This is a genomic window from Sphingomonas sp. UYAg733, from assembly GCF_054057355.1.
On record NZ_JBSRZE010000006.1, the window covers coordinates 151,273 to 168,386 of the forward strand.

Genomic DNA, 17,114 nt, shown 5'->3' on the forward strand with positions numbered 1-17,114 from the left:
GGAGCTCAGGGCCGGGGAGCTCAGGGTCGGGGAGTCCAGCCTCACATGAGCCAATCAGGCTGGTGGTCTCCGATGTCGACGGCACGCTGGTCGACAAGCAGAAGAAACTGGCGCCGTCGACGGTCGATGCGGTCGCAAGGCTGCGCGCGGCTGGTATCGGCTTCACCATCATCAGCGCGCGGCCGCGATCGGGCATGATGCCGATCGCCGATACACTCGGCATCGACGATGCGATGGGCGCGTTCAACGGCGGCACCGTGTTCCGCCGCGACGGCACGGTGATCTGCCAGCACCGCATCGATCCCGACGTGGTGCGGGCGATGTTCGAGCTGGTCGGTGATGCGCCCGTGGATCGCTGGGTATTCGCCGACGACCTTTGGTACGCCAGCACCGATCTCGGCGCCCATGTCGGCAGCGAGCGCATCGCGTCGAACCAGGCGCCGATCGTCACCCATGATTTCTCGCCGCTTTACGATCGCGCCGACAAGGTGACCTTCATCAGCGACGACCATGCGCTGCTCGACGATCTTCAGTTGCGCGCCGCGACCCTGGGGTCGCGCGCGACGATCGTGAAATCGCAGAATTACTATCTCGACGTGACCGCGCTCGCCGCGAACAAGGGTGATGGCGTGGCCGCGCTGGCCGAGGCGCTCGATACGCCGCTGGCGGCGGTCGCGGTGATCGGCGACCAGGCCAATGACGTGCCGATGTTCGCGCGCGCCGGCCTGTCGATCGCAATGGGGCAGGGGCCGGAAGAGGTGCGCGCGCTGGCCGGCCATGTCACCAGCGGCAATGATGCCGATGGCGTCGCGCGCGCGATCGCCGAGATGATCCTTCCGCTTGCCGTGGAGTCGATATGAAAAAACTCGTCGCGTTCGATCTCGATGGCACGCTGGCGGAGAGCAAGCAGCCGCTGCAGGAGCCGATGGGCGGGGCGCTGGCCGACCTGCTCGGCGTGGCGGATGTCGCGGTGATCTCGGGCGGGGACTGGCCACAGTTCGAGAAGCAGGTGGCAAGCCGATTGCCGCCCCGTGCCGATCGCACCCGGCTGTGGCTGATGCCGACCACCGGGACCAAGCTCTATCGTTTCGATGGCGCATGGCGCGCGGTCTATGCCGAGCTGTTCGACGACGCGCAGAAACAGGCGATCTTTACCGCGTTCGATTCCGCCCTGGAGGCGACCGGCTTCGTGCCGGAAAAGACCTGGGGCGAACGGGTCGAGGATCGCGGCAGCCAGATCACCTTTTCCGCGCTCGGCCAGCAGGCGCCGCTCGACGCCAAGGAACATTGGGATCCCGACTTCGCCAAGCGCAAGGTGATCCAGGCCGATCTGCGCAAGCGGCTGCCCGGCCTGTCGATCAACATGGGCGGGGCGACCTCGATCGACGTTACGCGTGAGGGGGTCGACAAGGCGTACGGCCTGAAGAAATTGCGCGACGCGAGCGGGATCGCGCTGGATGCGATGATGTTTATCGGCGATGCGATCTTTCCCGGGGGGAATGATTATCCGGCGAAGGAACTGGGACTAGACACGGTGCGCGTGCGCGATCCGCAGGAGACATTATCGGTCATCGCCGCGATCGTGGCGTGCCAGAAATAGCCTGACCGCCGCTTGCGTGACGTTCGTCGCGTATCGGGGATGATCGTCGCCATGCCGTTGGTCGATCCGCCATTTCGTTCATATCCGGTTGTGTCCGGCGAGGTGGCCCCACTGCCTCGCCGGCGCTAGATACGGCGATAACTCTTGCGTACTACTATCTGGCGCCGGTGACCCGCCACACCGTGTCGCCCAGATCGTCGGCGATCAGCAATCCGCCAGCGCGATCCACTGCGAGGCCGACCGGTCGGCCTTGCGCATTGTTGTCGCCATCGAGGAATCCGGTGACCACATCCTGCGCCCTGCCGCTCGGACGGCCGCCGCTGAACGGCACGAATACCACCTTGTATCCGTTGAGCGCGCCGCGATCCCAGCTGCCGTGCTCGCCGACGAACGCACCGCCACTATATTGCGCGGGCAGGTTGCCGGCGGTGTAGAAGGCGAGGCCAAGCGGCGCGACGTGCGAGCTGAGGCTGTAATCCGGCACGATCGCTCTGGCGACGAGATCGTCGCGCCGCGGCATCACGCGCGGGTCCACATTCTTTCCCCAATAGCTGTACGGCCAGCCATAGAAACCGCCGTCGCGTACCGACGTCATATAGTCCGGCACGAGGTTCGGGCCGAGTTCGTCGCGCTCGTTGACCACCGCCCAGAGCGCACCACTTTGCGGGTTCCAGGACAGGCCGTTCGGGTTGCGCAGCCCGCTGGCGAAGATCCTCGACGCGCCTGTCGCCACGTCGACTTCCCAGATCGCGGCGCGTCCCAGTTCGGCGCCGATGCCGTTCTCCACGATATTGCTGTTCGATCCGACCCCGACATACAGCTTCGTGCCGTCAGGGCTGGCGACCAGGCTCTTGGTCCAGTGATGGTCGATCGGCCCGCCCGGCAGGTCGAGCAATTTGACGCCGGGCGCGGTAATCCTGGTCTGGCCGGTCACATAAGGATAGCGCATGATCGCATCGGTATTGGCGATGTAGAGATTGCCGCCGATCAGCGCGATGCCGAACGGGGAGAAGAGGTGATCGAGCAACACTGAGCGGAGTTCGGGCTTGCCGTCGCCATCGGCGTCGCGCAGCAAGGTGACACGGTTGCCGCCCTTCGCCCCAGCGCCGGCATAACCCTGCACCCAGCCCATGATGAGCTCCTTTGGCCGCTTGACCGATTCGAGGCCGGGACCATTGGATTCGACCACCAATATGTCGCCATTGGGCAGGACATAGGGCTGGCGCGGATGCATCAGGCCGGTCGCCAGCGGGGCGATGTGCAGGCCCGGCGCGACGGTCGGCGTTTCGCCCGCCTTCCACTTGTCGACCGGCGCGACATGCATCGGCGGGATGAGATACTGGTTCGGCGCGGGCAGCGGCGGGTTGGCGCCGATCTGCGTACTGGCGGGCGCGGCATTTTCGCTGCACGCGCCAAGCGCGAGCATGGCTGCACCGGTCGCGATGATGGCTAGCTGACGCATCAGGCGACGCCCACACGGTGACGATAGACGAGCAAGGCACCGAGCCAGCTTGTGACGATCACCAGGACAGTAACGATGCCCGACAGAATGATCCCCGTCGGCACGACCGAGGTCCACCCGTCACGGCTGTGCACGAAAGCGTTGAACAGCGAGAGGATCAGCACCAGCGCGTTACCAACCGAATGCGGCCAGGCAGGGCGGGCACGGCGAATACGCTTGCTGGCGATGAAATCGATCAGCCCGGCGATGCCCGCGAATACACCCATGATCAGCCCGCCGGTGATCAGCCAGATCGAGAAATTGGCCCACATCATCTCGGCGGTGTTGGCATAGATGATGTCGGTGACGAACGCGCCGGTGAAGAAGGCGAGCGGGAAAGCGGCCAGCAGGCTGTGTATCGGATTGCCGCCCACACTTGCGGTAACCGGAGGATTTGGGGGAGGATTGTCGCTCGCCATGATCGTACCGCCCGATGATTACCTGTCGGACTCCACTACGAATGCAAGGTGGCGATGTTCCGCCTGGTCAGACCGTGCGGAAGACTCAGCTCGCGGTCAGCCGTACGAACGCACTCGACACCCAACCGCTGGTGCACGGGCCGGCATAATTGCGCGGCGATCCCACCGGTGCGAGCACGCCGCAATCGGCGTCGGGCGCGTCGGCGGGGGGTACGACCACGCCTTGCCAGCGCTGATCGATCGAGCGGGTGCAGACATAGATACGCCGGTCGTTGGTCAGGCGGGTGACTTCATCGGCCTCGACAAAGGGCGCGGCGCGAACCGCCAGATCGGTCTCGCCCGAGGCTGACAGATTGACCACGCGGCCGATGTTCGCACAGGCGTTGAAGGCGGGGCCGCCCTCGCCGATCCGGACCGCGCGAATGCCGGGCGACATTGCCGCGCCGTTGTCGGTGCCGAACAGGCCGGTGTTGTTACCGACCCCCCGGCTGTCGGAACAGGCGATCGGTGACAGGCACAATGTCAGGGACAGGATCAGGCGCGGGGCCAGGAAGGTCGATTTCATGCGTCCATATTAGAGGCCGGCAAAGGGCTTGGCGAGGGGTTGGAGCGAGAGGGTTGGGGCGACAGGCTGACAGGTCCGGGCTTCATTCCGGGTTCACCCTGTTCTAGCAAGGTCGCCGACCATGTTCACAAAGGCAAAACCCATGCGCATCGCCACACTTCCGCTGCTCGCACTCGTTGCCGCACTTGCCGGCTGCACCGCCGCGAAAACCGGCACAGCGAAGGCGATCGACGATGCACCCGCCGTCGCGCAGGTGCTGCTGACCCCCGATGCCAAGGACATCCACAGCTATGCCAACCCGGCCGAAGCGCGGGTGACGCATGTCGCGATCGACCTGACCACCGATTTCGCCGCGCACATTTTGTCGGGCAGTGCGACGCTCGATGTCGAGGCTGCGGCCAATGCGAAGCAGGTCATCCTCGATACGCGTGGCCTGACCATCGCATCGGTGACCGACGAGGCGGGCAAGGCGCTGCCCTTTCAACTCGGCACTGCCGACCCGATCCATGGCGCGCCGCTGACCGTCATCTTGGGGACCGCACGGAAGATAAAAATCAGCTATACGACGTCGCCCGATGCCGGTGCGCTGCAATGGCTGACCCCGGCGCAAACCGCGGGCAAGAAACTGCCCTATCTGTTCAGTCAGGGCGAGGCGATCCTCAACCGCAGTTGGATTCCGACCCAGGATTCGCCCGGCATCCGCCAGACCTGGGAAGCGAAGATCACCGTGCCCGAGGGCCTGACCGCGGTGATGAGCGGCGAGGCGAAATCCGCGCTGGGCGAGGCCGCACCGAACGATATGCGCACCTTCACCTACGTCATGGACAAGCCGGTCGCGCCGTATCTGATCGCGCTGGCGGTCGGCGATCTGCGCTTCCAGGCGACCGGGCCGCGCACCGGCATCTGGACCGAGCCGTCGATGCTGGAAAAATCCGCCAGGGAATTCGGTGAGCTGGAGAAGTTCGTCGATGCCGCCGAGAGCCTGTACGGCCCGTATCGATGGGGCCGTTACGACCTGCTCGTGCTGCCGCCGAGCTTTCCGTTCGGTGGCATGGAGAATCCGCGCCTGACCTTTGCCACGCCGACCGCGATCGCCGGCGACCGCAGCCTGGTCAGCCTGATCGCGCATGAACTGGCGCATAGCTGGTCGGGCAATCTCGTGACCAATGCGACGTGGAACGATTTCTGGCTGAACGAGGGTTTCACCAGCTATTTCGAGAACCGGATCATGGAGAAACTCTATGGCCCGAAACGCGCCGCGATGGAGGCCGACCTGTCATGGAGCGACATGGAAGCCGCGGTGAAGGAAGCTGGCGGCCCGACCTCGAAGGATACGCAGCTTCACCTCGACCTGGCTGCGAACCGCTCGCCCGACGACGGCGCGACGCAGATCGCCTATGACAAGGGCGCGACGTTCCTGCGCACGATCGAGGCGGCGGTCGGGCGCGATAAATGGGACGCCTATCTGCGCGCCTATTTCGATCGCCACGCCTTTCAGCCGCAGACCACGGCGGGGTTCCTCAAGGATTTGCGCGAGAATCTGATCAAGGGCGACAAGGGCCTCGAAGCGAAGATCGGCATCGACCAATGGGCCTATCAGCCCGGCATCCCGGCCAATGCGGTGCATGTGAAATCGGATGCCTTCCCGGCGATCGACGCGGCGGCCAAGGCGTTCGCCGATGGTGGCGCGGTGGCGGCGGTGCCGGGCGGGGTGACGACGCAGGAGACAATGCGCTTCATCGCGCAATTGCCGCGCAAGCTGTCGGCGGAGCGGATCAAGGCGCTCGACGATCGCTTCGCCTGGTCGGACACGGGCAATAGCGAGATTCGCTTCGTATGGCTGCAACTCGTGCTACCGAACCGTTATGCGCGGGGCGAGAAATCAGCCGAGCAATTCCTGCTGGCACAGGGGCGGCGCAAGTTCGTCGCGCCCCTGTTCACCACCATGATGGCCGATGGCGCGCATGGTCAGGCAGTGGCAAAACGAATCTATGGCGAGGCGCGCGCGGGGTATCACCCGGTAACAACCGGCACTGTCGACAAGATTGTAGGTTGGAAACCAGCCGCATAGCATCGTTCATCTGGCAGTCATCGCGCGGTCAACTCGTTTCATCGGAAAAGGTTCCATCGGGTGTGGCCATGGGGTTCCCACCATCGCCGCGACCTGCTTTGGACGATCCAACGAATGGTCGCGACCTTAGGGGGTCACATGAAATTCCGGGCTTTGGCAGCGCGTTTTGCGCTGGTGGTAACGTGCGCGCTGATGACAGCGACCCCGGCAGCTGCCCAGTTCTGGCAGTGCGCGCCCTACGCTCGTGAAATCTCCGGCATCAATATCCATGGCAATGCCAACACCTGGTGGGGCCAGGCCGCCGGCCGCTACGCACGTGGCCATGCGCCCAAGGCTGGCGCCGTCCTCTCCTTCGCCTCTAACGGCCGCATGCGCCTTGGCCATGTCGCGATGGTTTCGAGCATCGTCAGCGATCGCGAAGTCCTGCTGACCCATGCCAATTGGTCGCGCCGTGGCGGGATCGAGCGCAATGTCCGCGCGGTCGATGTATCGGCGGCGGGCGACTGGAGCCTGGTCAAGGTCTGGTTCGCCGGCAATGGCGGGCTCGGCACGACGGCCTATGTCGCCAACGGCTTCATCTATTCCGGCGATGCGCCGAAGGGCGGGGAGACCCCCGAAACGCTCCCACCGGTCACGCTTGCGTCGAATGGCGTTGGCAACACCGACGGCACGATCGGTGTACTGTCGCTGGTCGATCGGGTCGCTTTTTAAGCTGTTTCGCTAGGCCGGCCGCGTTCCGGCCTTCGCCGGGGAAGTCGCTGGTCAGGCTGGTGACTCGGCGCGCGGGGGATGCTGGAACTGGTCCGGTATGACGGCGGGTTTGGCCTAAGCCTTGCCCGCCTGGAAAGTCATCGCGACACCATTCATGCAATAACGCTTCCCGGTCGGCTTCGGCCCGTCGTCGAACACATGGCCAAGGTGCCCGCCACATCGGCGGCAATGGACTTCGGTCCGGCTGAAGCCGAGCGTGCTGTCGCGCCGGTTGCGCACGGCGTTGACGAGTGGCGCCCAGAAGCTCGGCCAGCCGGTGCCGCTGTCGAACTTGGTCTTCGATGAATAAAGCGGCAGCGCGCAGCCGGCACAGGCGAAAATTCCCGCGCGATGTTCATTGTTGAGCGGGCTGGAGCCGGGGGTTTCGGTGCTTTCATGGCGCAGCGTCTGATAGGCGGCGGGGGACAGTTTCGCTTTCCACTGTGCATCGGTCAGCCTGTATTCGAACGTCTCAACCGCGCCAGCGGTGGCGCGGCGGCAGCCGAACAGCGCGAAAGCGGCAGCGCCGCCGCCGGCGATGGTCAGGAAGGTGCGTCGATTGTGGGTCATACCGTTCTCATTCGTCTCGAGTGCGGATTTAGTTACGGCGCTCCGCGATTAAGAGATGCATGACGCTCGGGAACTCTCGCCGGTTCCGCGCGCTTAGCGCTTGAAACCGGAGCGACGTGATGTCTTTTCAACAACTTGACCCGCCACTGCCCGTCCATGTGCTCGATAAGGGCGCGGGCTTTGCCTTTGCCGTGATCGATTATGGACAGGAGCATAATTTGATCTGGGTCACAGCGATCAACGACACCGGAGAGATATGGTGCGCCCCCAACCCGCGCGTGCGCTTGCAGGCGAACTGGACGATGGGCCGCAAGAAACCGCCCGCCGTGGTGGCGCGGGAAAATGGCGATTGTTCGGGTGAGGGCGAGGCGGTGCAGGCCGAATTGGTCAAGCCGAACTAACCCGCTCAGCCCCTACCTTTCAAGGGAGAGGTTTGGGGGGTGCGCGCGTCCGCGCGCTCACAAAGAATCATTTCCTCAAGGTCCGTAGCGCCGCAACGGGCATAGAGCCCGTTCCGCAGCTGCCGCACCCCAAACCGCTTCCCTGAACGGGAGGGGCTGAAGACGGTTCAGTATTTGCTGATCTGCACCGGCAGCTTGCGATACCCGTGTACGAAACACGCCGCGACTCGCTCCGGTTCGCCAACCACATTCACCCGCATGCGCCGCTTGGCCATTTCCTCCAGCAGCATCGCGATCTGCAACTCCGCCAGGCGTGCGCCGACGCAGCGGTGGATGCCGTGGCCAAAGGCAAGGTGGCGCCGCGCATTGGGGCGATCGACGATGATCTTGTCGGCATTCTCGAACACGCTCTCGTCGCGATTGGCCGAGAGATACCAGAGCGCGAGCTTGTCGCCCTGCTTGATCTGCTGCCCTTCCAGCACCGTGTCCTGCGTCGCGGTGCGGCGCATATGGGCAAGCGGCGTCTGCCAGCGAATGATTTCCTGCACACTGTTGTGGATCAGCGACGGATCGCCCTCCAGCTTTTCGCGCTGGTCGGGGAACAGGTCGAGGCCATAAGCCGCGGCGGTCATCGAATTGCGCGTCGTGTCGTTGCCGCCGACGATCAGCAGGATCAAATTGCCGAGGAATTCCATCTGATCCATTTCGCGCATCGCGTCGGAATGCATCATCATCGAGATCAGGTCGGGCGTCGGCGGCTTGCCCAGCTTGCTGTCCCACAGTTTCTGGAAATAACCGCCGCATTCATACATATATTGTAGTCGTTGCAGCCGCAGTTCCTCGTTCTTGACCAGTTCGATATCGCCCGCCCAGTCGGACCAGAAGGTCAGCTTGCGCCGGTCCTCCCACGGGAAGTCGAACAGGATAGCGAGCATCTGCGTGGTCAGTTCGATCGAGACGGTATCGACCCAATCGAATTCCTCGCCCCACGGCAAGGCGTCGAGAATCTCTGCGGTGCGCATGCGGATATTGTCGGTCATCCGCACCATCTCGCTCGGCGTGAAGGCGGGGGCGACGGTGCGGCGCTGGCCGGTATGTTTGGGCCGGTCCATCGCGATGAACATCGGCATGCGCACATCGCTCCGTTCCTCGATAAAGTCGGCGATGGTGATGCCGCCGGCTTCGGAGGAATAGATATCGGGGAGCGATTCGACTTCGACGATCGGCTTGTAGGTCGACACCGACCAGAATGGGCCGAAGTCGCTATGTTCGACCTTGTGTACCGGCGATTCGGCGCGCAGCCGGCGGAACGGTTCGTGCCACGTGTCGTCGCGGTACAGCTCGGCGCGGCTCACATCGAGCGGATCGACCGCCTGGGGTGCCAATTGTTCGCTCGCCAGCGTGGCCATCATCGCTCTCCTTTTTTTCGAAGAAGAGCTTTAACTGACAAGACTGTCAATAGTATCCAATAGCGTTTTGCAACCTTTTGCGACGGGGCGAGAGGGAAGGGCGGCGCTTGCTCGCCCCTCTCCCATCGGGAGAAGGAGGGGCCCGCCGCGAAGCGGTGGGAGGGCGAGGGTGATGAGTCGCGCTACACTCGCCCTCACCCTTCCGCGCTTCGCGCTCCCCCCTCTCCCGATGGGAGAGGGAAAGTCACCTTCGTCGGAGCATCGCCTTGAGATTCATCTTGCCGCTGCCCGACTGCAGCACGCCGCGGCGGAAGGCGCGGGCACCGATCGTGATGACGATCGCGACCCACAAGGCCTGCCATAGCAAGGCGGCGATGTGCGGCCAGATCTCCGGCTGGTTGGCCGCCCGCGCCGCCATCGCGAAAGGTGAGGAGAGCGGGAAAATCTCGGCGAAGGTGGCGAGCGGCGTGCCCGGCCGGGACGCCGCGGTCGCCGCCAGCCCGAACATCGCGACCTGCACAATGGTGATCGGCAACGACAGCATCTGAATCTCGCGCATGGTCGATGCCTGTGCGCCGACGCTGAGGAACACCGCGCCGAGCAGCATATAGGCCATGGTGAAATAGGCGAAGAACAGGATGACATAGACCGGCATGCCGACCGCCGGGCCAATCTCCTGAATGGTGCCGGCCAGGCCGGGCGCGATCGCGCTGATCTGGCTGACCAATGTCCCCCAAAAGGCGACGAACAGGATCGCGACACCGAACATGCCGAGCAATTTGCCGAGGAACACCGATTCGAGCGGCACCGCGGCGGCGAGCACCTCGATCACCTTGTTGCTGCGTTCCTCGGCCATCGTGCCGACCGCCTGGCCGGCGAGCAACAGGGTCAGGAAGAAGATGCCGAACACGGTGAAGAACGCGGCCTGATTCTGTCCGCCAAGCGAAGCGCGCGCCCGCACCATCGCGGTTTTGGTCGGCGTGCTGAGCGGGGCGGTGCCACCGCTGCGTGCGGCGCGCAAACTGTCCTCGGCCAGTTGGGCGAGGTAATCGGCGGAGCGCGGACCGTCCGCGCCATACAGGATCACCGGCTTGTCGAGCGGGCCGTAGAGCACCGCCTTGGCATCGAAATCCTTTGTTTCGAACAGCGCGCGAGCCTGTGCTGCCGGGTCGGCGGACGGCATTTCGACCAGCAGTTCCGGCGGTTTTTCGGATGTGCGGAACACCCGCCGCAACTGCTGGTCGAGATCGGCCATCACCGTCCCCTGGTCCGGTGCGGCGATCGCGACGATCCGGTTCTTGCTCTCGCTCCCTTGCGCGACGCTCATCGCGCCCAGGCCGCCGATCGCGCCGAACGATCCCATGATCAGCGGCGCGAACAGGAAGATCAGGAAGGTCGGGGTGAACACCGTGGCGATGAAATCGCGCCGCGCGATCGTCATGGTCTGGCGGATCAGGCGGCGGGTGTTGCCGATACGGGGGCTGCTCATGCCGCCTGCTCCAGCGTTTCGTTGCCGGGCTGGTCGTTCAGCGCTTCCGGGCCAACGATGCGCACGAACGCATCGTGCAGGCTCGGCCGTTCGATCGAGAGGCCGGAAATGCCGAACCCGGCATCGATCAGTTTGACCAGCAACGCCTCGATTCCTTCGTTCGGCACGGTGAAGCGCCACCCGTCGCTGCTGCGCGAAGCACCGGCGGGAAGCAGCGCGGCGATGCCGTCACCGTCATGATGGGGCACGTAATGCGCCTGCATCGGCAAGGTGCCGCGCGCTTCGTTGACGGTGCCCTCGAAGCGTCGCTTGCCGCCGGCGATGATCGCCAGCCGGTCGCACAGCCGCTCGGCATGCGCCATGACATGCGTCGAGAAGAGGATCGTCGCGCCGCGGTCGCGTTCGGCGAGGATCAGGGCTTCGAGCCGTTCCTGATTGACCGGGTCGAGGCCGGAAAAGGGTTCGTCGAGCACCAGCAGTTCGGGTTGATGCACGACCGAGCCGAGCAGCTGGACGAGCTGCGCCATGCCCTTGGACAGTTTGCGGATCTTGGTGTCGATCGCATGGCCGAGGCCCGCCGCTTCGAGCAGCGCGACCGCGCGCTTGCGCCCGGTGTTCCGGTCGAGCCCACGCAATGCGCCGAGAAAGGCGATCGCGTCCCTGGCTTTCATCGCCGGATACAGGCCGCGTTCCTCGGGCAGATAACCGACCTGGTCGCTCGCCTCGCGCGGGCGGTCATGGCCGAGGAGCGAGCGGCTGCCGCCATCGGGCTCGATGATGCCGAGCAGCATGCGCAATGTCGTCGTCTTGCCCGCGCCATTAGGGCCGAGCACGCCATAGATCACACCGCGCGGCACCGCGATGTCGATGCCATCGACCACGCGGCGGCCACCGAAATTCTTGATCAGCCCGGTTGCGCTGATCGCGAGGTTCTTGTCGGTCGTCACGCTACCTCATTCCGTTCGGTTCAAGCTCGGGATTTTAGTCGAAGTCGAGAATTCTTATCTAGCGGAGATTAACTCTCCCCCACGAGTGACCCGTGCGAACGGTATCTCGACGTCGCTCGACACGAATGGGGCTCCATACGAATGAGGCTCCATACGAATGGGGCTCCATACGAACGGGGGAGGGTAACGATCCTTGCCCGACCGTGGTAGCTGGTGCGCGTGCGCGAAGACAAGTCATTCAAGGATCGCCCGGCGGCGAACGGGCAATTCACCGATCGCCTGAAGGCTAAGGCGGCCGAATTCGGTTTTGCCGCGTGTGGCGTCGCGCGCGCCGATGCCGCGCCGCGCACCGCCGAGCGGTTGCGCCAATGGCTCGCCGAGGGCGCGCATGGCGAGATGATCTGGATGGAGGCGCGCGCGCATCACCGCGAAAGCCCCGCCGCGCTATGGCCGGAGGTGAAGAGCGTGATTGCGCTCGGCATGAGTTACGCGCCGGCGAGCGACCCACTCGCGCTGGCGGAGCAGGGTGATGTCGGGCGAATCTCGATCTATGCGCAGGGCGGCGATTATCACGATGTGGTGAAGCGCGCGTTGAAGGCGCTGGCGCGCTGGCTGGTCGGCGAACTCAAGGACGCGGACGTCAAGGTGTTCGTCGATACCGCGCCGGTGATGGAAAAACCGCTGGCCGAGGCGGCCGGCCTGGGCTGGCAGGGCAAGCACACCAATCTGGTCAGCCGCGACCATGGCAGCTGGCTGTTCCTCGGCGCGATCTACACCACCGCCGATCTTGCCACCGATCGCGGCGGCAGCGACACGTGCGGCTCGTGCGACGCGTGCCAGCAAGCCTGTCCGACAGATGCGTTCCCCGCGCCGTACCGATTGGATGCGCGACGCTGCATATCCTATCTGACGATCGAACATGCCGGGCCGATCCCGCTCGAATTCCGCGCCGCGATGGGCAACCGCATCTATGGCTGCGACGATTGCCTGGCGGTGTGCCCGTGGAACAAGTTCGCCGCGGCGGCCCATGCGAACATGGCGTTCGCGCCGCGCGCCGAGCTGGCGGTGACCTATCTCGCCGACCTGCTGGCGCTCGACGATGCTGGGTTCCGCCAGGTATTCGCGGGGTCGCCGATCAAGCGCATCGGTCGCGACCGGATGGTGCGCAACGCGCTGATCGCGGCGGGCAATAGCAGGAAGGCTGATCTGGTCGGTGTTGTGGCGGGCCTGATGGATGATCCGTCGGCGGTGGTGCGCGGCGCGGCGGTCTGGGCGCTCTCGCGGCTCGATCCGGCGCGCTGGTCGGCTGAGCGGGACGAGCGGCTTGTTGCCGAGGCCGATGAGAACGTCCTGGCGGAGTGGGCGTGATTCCAAACGCTTTTGGGCTTAGCTCACGGAAAGAGGTGATTCCGTTCCACCCATAAGCGCTCTGGTTTGAACCGTCGCGTGACGGTATCCGCTTTCGACCATTTCGCCGCTCGCGGACGAGCGAGCCTTCAGGACGGCAGCGTGTCGAGTGATGCACCCGGCACGGTAGGCCGGTAATCGAGATATTATCGCGAGTCCGGTTTCCGACCCGGATATCCGAACCGGCTGCTTTCGAACGACACTGTGGCCGCCGCGCTATCGCCAAGGGGAATTTCAGCCGTGCCATAGACGCTGCGCGTGCCATGCGTGCCGATCATGACGCCCATCTCGCCATGGATGCCCCGCCCGGCGCGCTCCGATCCCGCCATTTCACCGCGGGCGGCAGCGGCGCTTTCCTCGGTGTTGCTGTTCAGTATCGCCCAGCGCTGCTCGTCGGTCAGGCGAATCGTGTCGTCGGTCGAGGACAGCGCGGGCTGTGTCGTTGCGGGTGCCGGTGTCGGTGCCGATTGCGCCAATGACGCGGTCGACCAGCAGCAAGCTCCAGCGACAAGGGCAATCGCGATCGGAAGGGCACGAGAGTGCGGTGGCATCAAACGGGTCATCTCCGCCTTATAGGCTGGATAAGCCTGACCGCAAAATGAACGGAACGGGCAATTATATGCGCCTTCCACATGGCTTGTGGAAGCGGAGAGCCACCTCAACCATTGCCTCGATTTGTCCCGCGTTCGGCGATGTCCGCAAATATCGCCCTGGTTCCGCGAAGCGGCAGCACAACGGCGGCCATTGTCACGAAGCGCTCCCTGTATCGGGCGTGGTGCCCGCCGCCGGCGAAGCGGAACGTGTCGTGTCTGCTGCCGCCCTGAGATAGGCTCTCGACAGCAGGCAAGCCTCTTCACGAAGCCTGGCCAAGACATCCGGTCCCGAAACCAGGCTCCCGAAGCTTCCCCGCGACACTCCGGCCAAGGCGGAAAGGAGTGTGAATGCCACCCTTTCGACATCATCGAAGGATGCATCGGAGGCATTTTCCAGCACCTTGACCACAGCGGTTTCCAGTCTTTGGTACACGCCGGCGGACAACCTGAACTGATCAATCGCTCCCGCGACGCGGTACAACGCCGTCGTCGCATCGGGACGAGCGATCTTCACGGAAACATAGGCGTCGGCAATGCTGTCAGCCAGACTGCACAGCGGTTGTCGAAGGCTGCCGATGCCGAGGCATTCGATTGCCTCCGCCATTTCTTCGAAATGACGCAGCAGGATGGCAAAGAGCAAAGCCTCCTTGTTGGGAAAATACTGATAGAGTGTGCCGACTGAAACGCCGGCGCGCTCGGCCACGCGAGTGGTCGTGAGCCGGGCCAGGCCGTCCGCAAGCAAAACCTGAATAGTCGCCTCATAGATGGCTTCGACCGTCGCTTCCGATCGTGTCTGGATCGGCGTTTTCCTTGGCTTCAGGCGCTGCGGAACAGTTGAAACGACGCTTTCCAAGATGCGAATACCTTACTGAAGGATTGTTCAGGTATAGTTTTGAACTGACCCATTGGTCAAATGAGAGTCCGCGTGGAGGCCATGGCCCCCGCATCAGTTTTGAACGGGAACGTCGGGCAGCACCGTGGATCGAGGGTGGCCGGAAGCTCCCGTACGAGAAGCGCCGCCGCGTATGTTCACGCTATCCCGCCACCAGCAAGCGAGAGAATATCGAGATGATTGAAGACGGCAAAAAATCCGCTGGAAACACCATCAGCCGCAGGGTGTTTCTGGCCTCCGCGACCGGCGCGGTCGCATCCGCGTCGTTGCTGCCGAAAGCCGTTGCGCAAGTGACGACATCGTCATCTCGTCGCATCCTCAAATATAGCGACCATGAACCGTTGGGTGGGATGCGCACCCGGTTCCTCAAAGACGTCCTCTTTCCAGCCATCGAGAGGGAATCGCAGGGGCGTTTGAAAATCGAGGATCATTGGGGTGGCGAAATTGCAGCCGCCTATGACGCCTTGGGTGCGGTCGGCAAGCCGGGCGTTGCAGACATGGCGAGTGTCGTGCCGGAATATACGGCGAAAGAACTGCCGCTGCACCAGATTTTCAAAAGCTTTCCGACCGGCCCGACCGGCGACAGGCAAATCGATTTCTTCCGCCGCGTCTATGCGGAGGTTCCGGCATTTCCGGCGGAGCTAGAGAGAAATAACATCGTTCAGCTGTTCTTCGGGACCGGATATCCAGTGGCGTTCTTCAGTATCGCGCCGCTGGCCAATCTGGATGCGCTGAGCGGCGGTAAGTGGCGCTCCGCCAGTTTCTGGCATCAGGATTTTCTGCGCAATGCCGGCGCGACTCCGGTCACCATGCATTGGGGGCCGGAAATCTATGACGCGTTGAAGGCGCGCGCGCTGGATGGTCTCATGGTGAATGTTGACAGCGGGTACATGCTAAAAGTCCACGAGGCTGCGCCAAGCGTGCTGGTTTCGAAGGATATGTGGTTGGGGCACGTCTATCTTGTGGCGATGAACAAGGACGTCTGGGGCGGACTTGCGCAACAGGACAAGGACGCCATCCAACGCGCCGGCGACACATCCTACCGGACCTTGGGTTCAGTGATGGATAGCAGCTTCGACACGCAGCTGGACGAATTGAGGAAAGCAGGCGCGAGCGTGCGGATCCTCAATCCCGCCGAATCCAGGCATTGGGAAACCGTCACCAAATATCGCGAAGTACAATTCGCCTGGGCAAAAGACCAGGAAACCAAGGGGGTTGCAGATTGCCGCGCCGCCCTGGCAAAGGTTACATCGATAATGGGCGATATGGCGGTGTGAGTTCGCCGTAAACGGCCAGCTGCCGAACGCTCCAGATGTTTGACTATCCGCGTCTGTAGCTCAGTATAACCGCCTGACCCGGTCAGGCCGCGCTCACTTCCCCTGCGCCTTCATCGATAGCGCCGCAACGCAGCTTGCGCGGTCGACCGGGCTGCCGTCGCTTTGCCGCGTGTCGATATAGGTGACGACCGGTTCCGCCTTGCCTTTGGGATAGAGATAGGCGTCGAGCACGCAGGTGCCGCTCTCGAATTGCAGCTTGCGTGCATCGCCCTCCAGCAGGTCGGCGCCGGGTCGGCCGAACATCGCGACCAGGCCGCGGGCATTCTGGCCGATCACATGGCCCAGGCCGACGGTGTTGGTCGGGATCGGCACGAACGGCGGGCGGATATGCCCCGGGGCAGGAGTGCCGGTGGTCGCGCAGCCGGCGAGAAGGAGGCCGAGCGAGGCGGCGACTGCGAATTGTTTCATGTCTTGCGTCCTTGATGGAACCCCGATTTTTGATGGAACCTCGATTTTTGATGAAACCAGTGCGTCGCCATCGCCGCGCCGATGATCGGCGCGAGGATCGCGACGATCGGCACGACGAACAGGGCGGTGCCGATCAGGCCAAGCGCATAACGGCTCGCCCAGGTCGATCCGCGCCATTCCGTCATCGCCTCGGCCGGCATGTGCCGCGCCGCGACCATATCACCCAGATCGCGGCCGAGCAGCCAGCCATTGACCGCGAAGAACAGGATCGGCGTGCCGACCCCGGTAACGATCAGCAACAGATAGGCGGGCGACAGAATCGCGTTGTAGAGCAGGGTGCGCCCGGCCGAGCCGAACCCAATCGCGATCGAGCGACCAAGCGGCACGTCCCTGGCTTGCGCCAATGCTTCGGGATAATGTTTCTGCTCGACCGCGAGGACGACCTCGTCGGCGAAGATGCCGATCACCGCGATGGCAATGGCGCGGAACAGCAGCCACGCGGCGAGCACCGCGCCGATCGCTGCGGCAAACCCCGCCAGGCCCGCCGCACCGGCACTGGCGCCGAGCCAGGCGAACAGCGATTGCGCGCCGAACCACAGCCCCGCGCCGATCGCGGCGAGGATCACGCCGGTCAGCGCGAGCGACTTCAGGAACACCAGGATGATGCGCTTGTCGCCGAGCTGGCCGACCGACAGGAAAAAGGCGCGGATCATCCGCATGTGGTGCGTCGTACCGGGCCCCACGTCAACGGCGGT

The 17,114-nt window shown here is 63.9% G+C and carries 18 protein-coding genes; 7 read left to right on the forward strand and 11 right to left on the reverse strand.

All coding sequences use genetic code 11. The annotated features are described in order from the left end of the window. The first annotated feature begins 62 nt into the window (after nt 1–62). On the forward strand, nt 63–860 hold the full coding sequence (locus tag ACVWZA_RS12605; protein ID WP_457311572.1) for a Cof-type HAD-IIB family hydrolase: 798 nt from the start codon (nt 63–65) through the stop codon (nt 858–860). Further along, nucleotides 857–1,600 carry an HAD-IIB family hydrolase gene (locus ACVWZA_RS12610; protein WP_457311573.1) on the forward strand — a complete coding sequence of 248 codons (744 nt, stop codon included), beginning with the start codon at nt 857–859 and terminating at the stop codon, nt 1,598–1,600. Before ACVWZA_RS12605 ends, ACVWZA_RS12610 begins: the two co-directional genes overlap by 4 nt. Before the next feature lie 154 nt (nt 1,601–1,754). Here the strand turns inward: ACVWZA_RS12610 and ACVWZA_RS12615 are convergent, their stop codons facing one another. The 3 genes from ACVWZA_RS12615 to ACVWZA_RS12625 form a co-directional block, all read right to left on the reverse strand. Further along, nucleotides 1,755–3,062, reverse strand: a complete 1,308-nt coding sequence (locus ACVWZA_RS12615; protein WP_457311574.1) for a PQQ-dependent sugar dehydrogenase — start codon at nt 3,060–3,062, stop codon at nt 1,755–1,757. Beyond that, entirely contained in the window at nt 3,062–3,520 is a 459-nt protein-coding gene (locus ACVWZA_RS12620; RefSeq protein WP_457311575.1) for a DUF2231 domain-containing protein, read from the reverse strand. The genes ACVWZA_RS12615 and ACVWZA_RS12620 overlap by 1 nt, the downstream gene beginning before the upstream one ends. Nucleotides 3,521–3,605: 85 nt before the next feature. Next, entirely contained in the window at nt 3,606–4,085 is a 480-nt protein-coding gene (locus tag ACVWZA_RS12625; RefSeq protein WP_457311576.1) for a hypothetical protein, read from the reverse strand. Between the two features lie 142 nt (nt 4,086–4,227). Between ACVWZA_RS12625 and ACVWZA_RS12630 the strand changes: the two genes are divergently transcribed. Beyond that, nucleotides 4,228–6,156, forward strand: a complete 1,929-nt coding sequence (locus tag ACVWZA_RS12630; protein WP_457311577.1) for a M1 family metallopeptidase — start codon at nt 4,228–4,230, stop codon at nt 6,154–6,156. A gap of 138 nt (nt 6,157–6,294) precedes the next feature. After that, on the forward strand, nt 6,295–6,867 hold the full coding sequence (locus tag ACVWZA_RS12635) for a CHAP domain-containing protein (protein WP_457311578.1): 573 nt from the start codon (nt 6,295–6,297) through the stop codon (nt 6,865–6,867). Between the two features lie 114 nt (nt 6,868–6,981). Here the strand turns inward: ACVWZA_RS12635 and msrB are convergent, their stop codons facing one another. Further along, nucleotides 6,982–7,476: a peptide-methionine (R)-S-oxide reductase MsrB gene (gene msrB, locus ACVWZA_RS12640; protein ID WP_457311579.1), complete on the reverse strand. Its 495-nt coding sequence runs from the start codon at nt 7,474–7,476 to the stop codon at nt 6,982–6,984. Nucleotides 7,477–7,595: 119 nt separating this feature from the next. Between msrB and ACVWZA_RS12645 the strand changes: the two genes are divergently transcribed. Beyond that, on the forward strand, nt 7,596–7,877 hold the full coding sequence (locus ACVWZA_RS12645) for a hypothetical protein (RefSeq protein WP_457311580.1): 282 nt from the start codon (nt 7,596–7,598) through the stop codon (nt 7,875–7,877). Nucleotides 7,878–8,044: 167 nt separating this feature from the next. Here ACVWZA_RS12645 and ACVWZA_RS12650 read toward each other — a convergent pair whose 3' ends face one another. The 3 genes from ACVWZA_RS12650 to ACVWZA_RS12660 form a co-directional block, all read right to left on the reverse strand. After that, a complete protein-coding gene (locus ACVWZA_RS12650) occupies nt 8,045–9,286 on the reverse strand; it encodes a cytochrome P450 (protein ID WP_457311581.1) in 1,242 nt (413 codons plus the stop codon). Nucleotides 9,287–9,530: 244 nt separating this feature from the next. After that, complete coding sequence (locus ACVWZA_RS12655; RefSeq protein WP_457311582.1) at nt 9,531–10,775, reverse strand: ABC transporter permease; 1,245 nt, start codon at nt 10,773–10,775, stop codon at nt 9,531–9,533. Continuing rightward, nucleotides 10,772–11,722 carry an ABC transporter ATP-binding protein gene (locus tag ACVWZA_RS12660; protein WP_457311583.1) on the reverse strand — a complete coding sequence of 317 codons (951 nt, stop codon included), beginning with the start codon at nt 11,720–11,722 and terminating at the stop codon, nt 10,772–10,774. The genes ACVWZA_RS12655 and ACVWZA_RS12660 overlap by 4 nt, the downstream gene beginning before the upstream one ends. Nucleotides 11,723–11,941: 219 nt before the next feature. Between ACVWZA_RS12660 and queG the strand changes: the two genes are divergently transcribed. Next, a complete protein-coding gene (queG, locus tag ACVWZA_RS12665) occupies nt 11,942–13,090 on the forward strand; it encodes a tRNA epoxyqueuosine(34) reductase QueG (protein WP_457311584.1) in 1,149 nt (382 codons plus the stop codon). A 185-nt stretch (nt 13,091–13,275) separates the two neighbouring features. Here the strand turns inward: queG and ACVWZA_RS12670 are convergent, their stop codons facing one another. Both ACVWZA_RS12670 and ACVWZA_RS12675 read right to left on the reverse strand, forming a co-directional pair. Then, nucleotides 13,276–13,692 carry a hypothetical protein gene (locus tag ACVWZA_RS12670; protein ID WP_457311585.1) on the reverse strand — a complete coding sequence of 139 codons (417 nt, stop codon included), beginning with the start codon at nt 13,690–13,692 and terminating at the stop codon, nt 13,276–13,278. A 184-nt stretch (nt 13,693–13,876) separates the two neighbouring features. Then, nucleotides 13,877–14,575 carry a TetR/AcrR family transcriptional regulator gene (locus ACVWZA_RS12675; RefSeq protein WP_457311586.1) on the reverse strand — a complete coding sequence of 233 codons (699 nt, stop codon included), beginning with the start codon at nt 14,573–14,575 and terminating at the stop codon, nt 13,877–13,879. A 215-nt stretch (nt 14,576–14,790) separates the two neighbouring features. Here ACVWZA_RS12675 and ACVWZA_RS12680 point away from each other — a divergent pair, with 215 nt between their 5' ends. Continuing rightward, nucleotides 14,791–15,891, forward strand: a complete 1,101-nt coding sequence (locus tag ACVWZA_RS12680) for a hypothetical protein (RefSeq protein ID WP_457311587.1) — start codon at nt 14,791–14,793, stop codon at nt 15,889–15,891. A gap of 93 nt (nt 15,892–15,984) precedes the next feature. Here ACVWZA_RS12680 and ACVWZA_RS12685 read toward each other — a convergent pair whose 3' ends face one another. Then, nucleotides 15,985–16,359, reverse strand: coding sequence for a hypothetical protein (locus ACVWZA_RS12685; RefSeq protein WP_457311588.1), 375 nt, complete (start codon nt 16,357–16,359; stop codon nt 15,985–15,987). Beyond that, complete coding sequence (locus tag ACVWZA_RS12690) at nt 16,356–17,078, reverse strand: EI24 domain-containing protein (protein ID WP_457311589.1); 723 nt, start codon at nt 17,076–17,078, stop codon at nt 16,356–16,358. The genes ACVWZA_RS12685 and ACVWZA_RS12690 overlap by 4 nt, the downstream gene beginning before the upstream one ends. Nucleotides 17,079–17,114 lie beyond the last annotated feature (36 nt).